4 protein-coding genes are annotated in these 3,984 nt (G+C 71.6%); 2 read left to right on the forward strand and 2 right to left on the reverse strand.

The window, feature by feature from the left end; all coding sequences use genetic code 11:
* The coding region (locus tag VFW79_RS08225) for a site-specific integrase (RefSeq protein WP_329676830.1) at positions 1-143 on the reverse strand (143 nt) is incomplete at its 3' end.
* 14 nt (positions 144-157) lie between these two features.
* Entirely contained in the window at positions 158-1,153 is a 996-nt protein-coding gene (locus VFW79_RS08230) for a heme o synthase (RefSeq protein ID WP_329676827.1), read from the reverse strand.
* Positions 1,154-1,467: 314 nt separating this feature from the next.
* Between VFW79_RS08230 and tkt the strand changes: the two genes are divergently transcribed.
* Positions 1,468-3,639: a transketolase gene (gene tkt / locus VFW79_RS08235; RefSeq protein WP_329676828.1), complete on the forward strand. Its 2,172-nt coding sequence runs from the start codon at positions 1,468-1,470 to the stop codon at positions 3,637-3,639.
* A 33-nt stretch (positions 3,640-3,672) separates the two neighbouring features.
* Positions 3,673-3,984: transaldolase family protein (locus VFW79_RS08240; protein WP_329676829.1), on the forward strand; the 312-nt coding region annotated here is incomplete at its 3' end.

Below are 3,984 nucleotides of genomic sequence, written 5' to 3' on the forward strand. Positions count from 1 at the left end.
GTCCGCCCTGCCGCATCGAGGTGCGCGACGTAGCGGGCGAGGTCACGCCGGTAGGCCGCGAGCGTGTTGACCGCGAGCCCGCGCTCGACGGTCAGGTGCGCCAGGTAGTCCTCGACCGCGCTCTGCAGCAGGACCTGCGCCACGGCTCCGCCTGCGCTCAGAAGGGAAGGAACACGTCGACGGCGACCGCGACGAAGATCAGCGTGAGGTAGGTGATGGACGCGTGGAAGACCTTCATCGCGTTCAGCTTGCCGTGCGAAGGGTCGGCGGCGCGCCGGTACAGGCTGATGCACGACCACACGAACCACGCACCGAGCACGAGCGCGACCAGCGCATAGACCCAGGTCATGTGCGCGACGGGCACGAGCAGGAGCGAGCACCCGACCATGGCGACCGCGTACGCGATCATCTCGCGCGCCACGAGCGTGTCGGCGGCGACCACGGGCAGCATCGGGACTCCGGCGGCCGCGTAGTCCTTGCGGAACTTCATCGACAACGGCCAGTAGTGCGGCGGCGTCCAGAAGAAGATGACGCCGAACAGCAGCACGGGGGTCCACGACACGCTGCCCGTCACGGCCGACCAGCCGATGAGGACGGGCATGCACCCCGCTGCGCCGCCCCACACGATGTTCTGGGGCGTCCGGCGCTTGAGGATCATCGTGTAGCCGATGACGTACATGAGGATCGCGCCCCCTGTGAGCAGCGCGGAGGCGACGTTGACGACGAGCGCGAACCAGCCGAGCGCCAGCACCCCCAGGACCGTGCCGAAGACCAGCGCGGCCCGCGGGCTGATCTCGCCCGTCACGAGCGGACGGCGCTTGGTGCGGTTCATGATCTGGTCGATGTCGCGGTCGAGGTAGCAGTTGAGCGTGTTGGCCGACCCGGCGGCCGCCGTCCCACCGACCAGCGTCGCCAGGACGAGCCCGATCGAGGGGAACGCGCGATCCGCGAGGATCATCGTCGGGATCGTCGTGACCAGCAGCAGCTCGATGATCCGGGGCTTCGTGAGCGCCACGTAGGCACCGAGGACGTGCACGATCGCTCGGGCCCGGTCGGCTGCCGACGGCGCAGGGACCGCGCCGGAGGTCCACCGGTCGGCCGGCCGAGCGGACGCGCCTGCGTCGTCCAGGGGGGAAGGGCTGGTGGTGCGCACGCTCTGCCGACGTCCGATCGTGTCCAGGAGGCCCCTCTGCTCCAGGTGACTGCGGAGACAGGGCCCTCGGTCCTAAGGAGGAGTGAGCCCTGCCATGGTAAGGCCCGTCCCTGGTCGGCACGGGAGGCCGACGCGGATATAGGCTCGGGCGAGCACGACACCCCCGCGCTGGACCCTGTCCGGGAACGGCCATGCACGTAGTGCTACCGGGCGCTCCATGCGCCGCGGGCGGTGACAGCCACCGACTCCCGTCCGAGGGCGTCGGACAGCGACGACGTCCTTGAGCCGCGCGCCAGGGACGGGAATGAGGTGCGGTGAACGCCAAGGCTCCCCTGGCCACGTCCGTCGGATGGACCGAGCTCGACCACCGGGCGGTCGACACCGTCCGCGTCCTCGCGGCCGACGCCGTCGAGAAGGTCGGCAACGGACACCCCGGGACGGCGATCAGCCTCGCGCCCGCCGCGTACCTGCTCTACCAGAACGTGCTCCGGCACGACCCGGCCGACCCGCACTGGCTCGGCCGCGACCGCTTCATCCTCTCCGCCGGGCACTCGAGCCTCACGCAGTACATCCAGCTGTACCTGGCCGGCTTCGGGCTCGAGCTCGAGGACCTGGCCGCGCTGCGGACGTGGGGCTCGAAGACCCCGGGACACCCCGAGTACAAGCACACCGCCGGCGTCGAGATGACCACCGGCCCGCTCGGCCAGGGCCTGTCGAGCGCGGTCGGCTTCGCGATGGCCGCCCGCCGCGAGCGCGGTCTTCTCGACCCCGACGCCGCACCGGGCACGAGCCCGTTCGACCACTTCGTCTACGTCATCGCGTCCGACGGCGACCTCGAGGAGGGCGTCACGAGCGAGGCGTCCTCCATCGCGGGGACGCAGGAGCTCGGCAACCTCATCGTGGTCTGGGACGACAACCACATCTCGATCGAGGGCGACACCCAGATCGCGTTCAACGAGGACGTCCTGGCCCGGTATGCGGCGTACGGCTGGCACGTGCAGATGGTCGACTGGACCGCGGGGCCCGACGGCTACGTCGAGGACGTCGACGCGCTCCACGCCGCGATCGAGGCGGCCAAGGCCGTCACCGACCGCCCGTCGTTCATCGGTCTGCGCACGATCATCGCGTGGCCGTCGCCCACCAAGCAGAACACCCACGGGTCGCACGGCTCGAAGCTCGGGACCGACGAGGTCCGGGGCCTCAAGGAGGTCCTCGGGTTCGACCCCGACGCGTCCTTCGCGGTCGCACCCGAGGTCATCGCCCACACCCGCAAGGCTCTCGACCGTGGCGCCGCCGCGCAGGCCGCGTGGCGGGTCGGCTATGACGCCTGGCGCGACGCCAACCCGGATCGCGCCACGCTGCTGGACCGCCTCGTGGCCGGCAAGCTCCCGACCGACTGGGCCGACGCCCTGCCGGTCTTCCCGGCCGGCAAGTCCGTCGCGACCCGCGCCGCGTCGGGCGACGTGCTGTCCGCGCTCGCGGGCGTCCTGCCCGAGCTGTGGGGCGGCTCGGCCGACCTCGCGGGCTCGAACAACACGACCATGAAGGGCGAGCCGTCCTTCATCCCGGCCGGTCGGTCCACGCACGAGTTCGCCGGCGACCAGTACGGCCGCACGCTGCACTTCGGCATCCGTGAGCACGCGATGGGCGCCATCCTCTCCGGGATCACGCTGCACGGGCTCACCCGGGCCTACGGCGGGACGTTCTTCACGTTCAGCGACTACATGCGTGGCGCGGTCCGTCTGGCGGCGCTCATGGGCGTGCCGTCCATCTACGTCTGGACGCACGACTCGATCGGGCTCGGCGAGGACGGTCCGACGCACCAGCCCGTCGAGCACCTGACCGCGGTGCGCGCGATCCCGGGGCTCGCGATCGTGCGACCCGCCGACGCCAACGAGACTGCCGCGGCCTGGCGGGCCGTCCTCGAGCGCACCGACGGTCCGGTCGGCCTCATCCTCACGCGCCAGAACGTGCCCACGTTCCCGCGCGGCGAGGAGGGGTTCGCCTCGGCCGACGGCGTCGCGCGCGGCGCCTACGTCCTGCTCGAGGCCAGCACCGGGACGCCCGACGTGATCCTCATCGGCACCGGCTCGGAGGTCCAGCTCGCCGTCGAGGCACGCACGACCCTCGAGGCTGCCGGGATCGCGACCCGCGTCGTCTCCGCGCCGTGCCTCGAGTGGTTCGCCGAGCAGGACGCCTCGTACCGCGAGCACGTGCTCCCGGCCGGCGTCCGGGCCCGGGTGTCGGTCGAGGCAGGCATCGCGCTCTCGTGGCACAAGATCGTCGGCGACGCCGGCCGATCCATCTCGCTCGAGCACTACGGGGCGTCGGCCGACTCCGACACGCTGTACCGCGAGTTCGGCATCACGGCGCAGGCCGTCGTGGCCGCGGCCCGCGAGTCGATCGAGGCAGCTCACGGCACCCACGCGCCGGCATCCGACGCGGGCACGCCGACCCAGGGCGGGACGGGCGACCAGCTCGTCTGACCCGAGGTATCACGTTCTCGAAAGGGCACCGCCATGACTGAGACCGGAACGAACCCCCTCGGTGGACCGCTCGACCGCCTCACGGAGGCCGGCGTCGCCATCTGGCTCGACGACTTGTCGCGCGAGCGGCTCCGCACGGGCAACCTCGCCGAGCTGGTCACGACCCGGCGGGTCGTGGGTGTGACGACGAACCCGACGATCTTCGCGAACGCTCTCGCGAAGGGCGACGCGTACGAGGCGCAGCTCACGGAGCTCGCCGGGCACAGGGCGGACGTCGACGAGGCGGTCTTCGCCATCACGACCGACGACGTCCGCGAGGCGGCCGACCTGCTGCGCCGCGTGTAT

Origin of the sequence: Cellulomonas sp., assembly GCF_036279715.1 — a bacterium.
Taxonomy (GTDB): Bacteria; Actinomycetota; Actinomycetes; order Actinomycetales; family Cellulomonadaceae; genus Cellulomonas_A.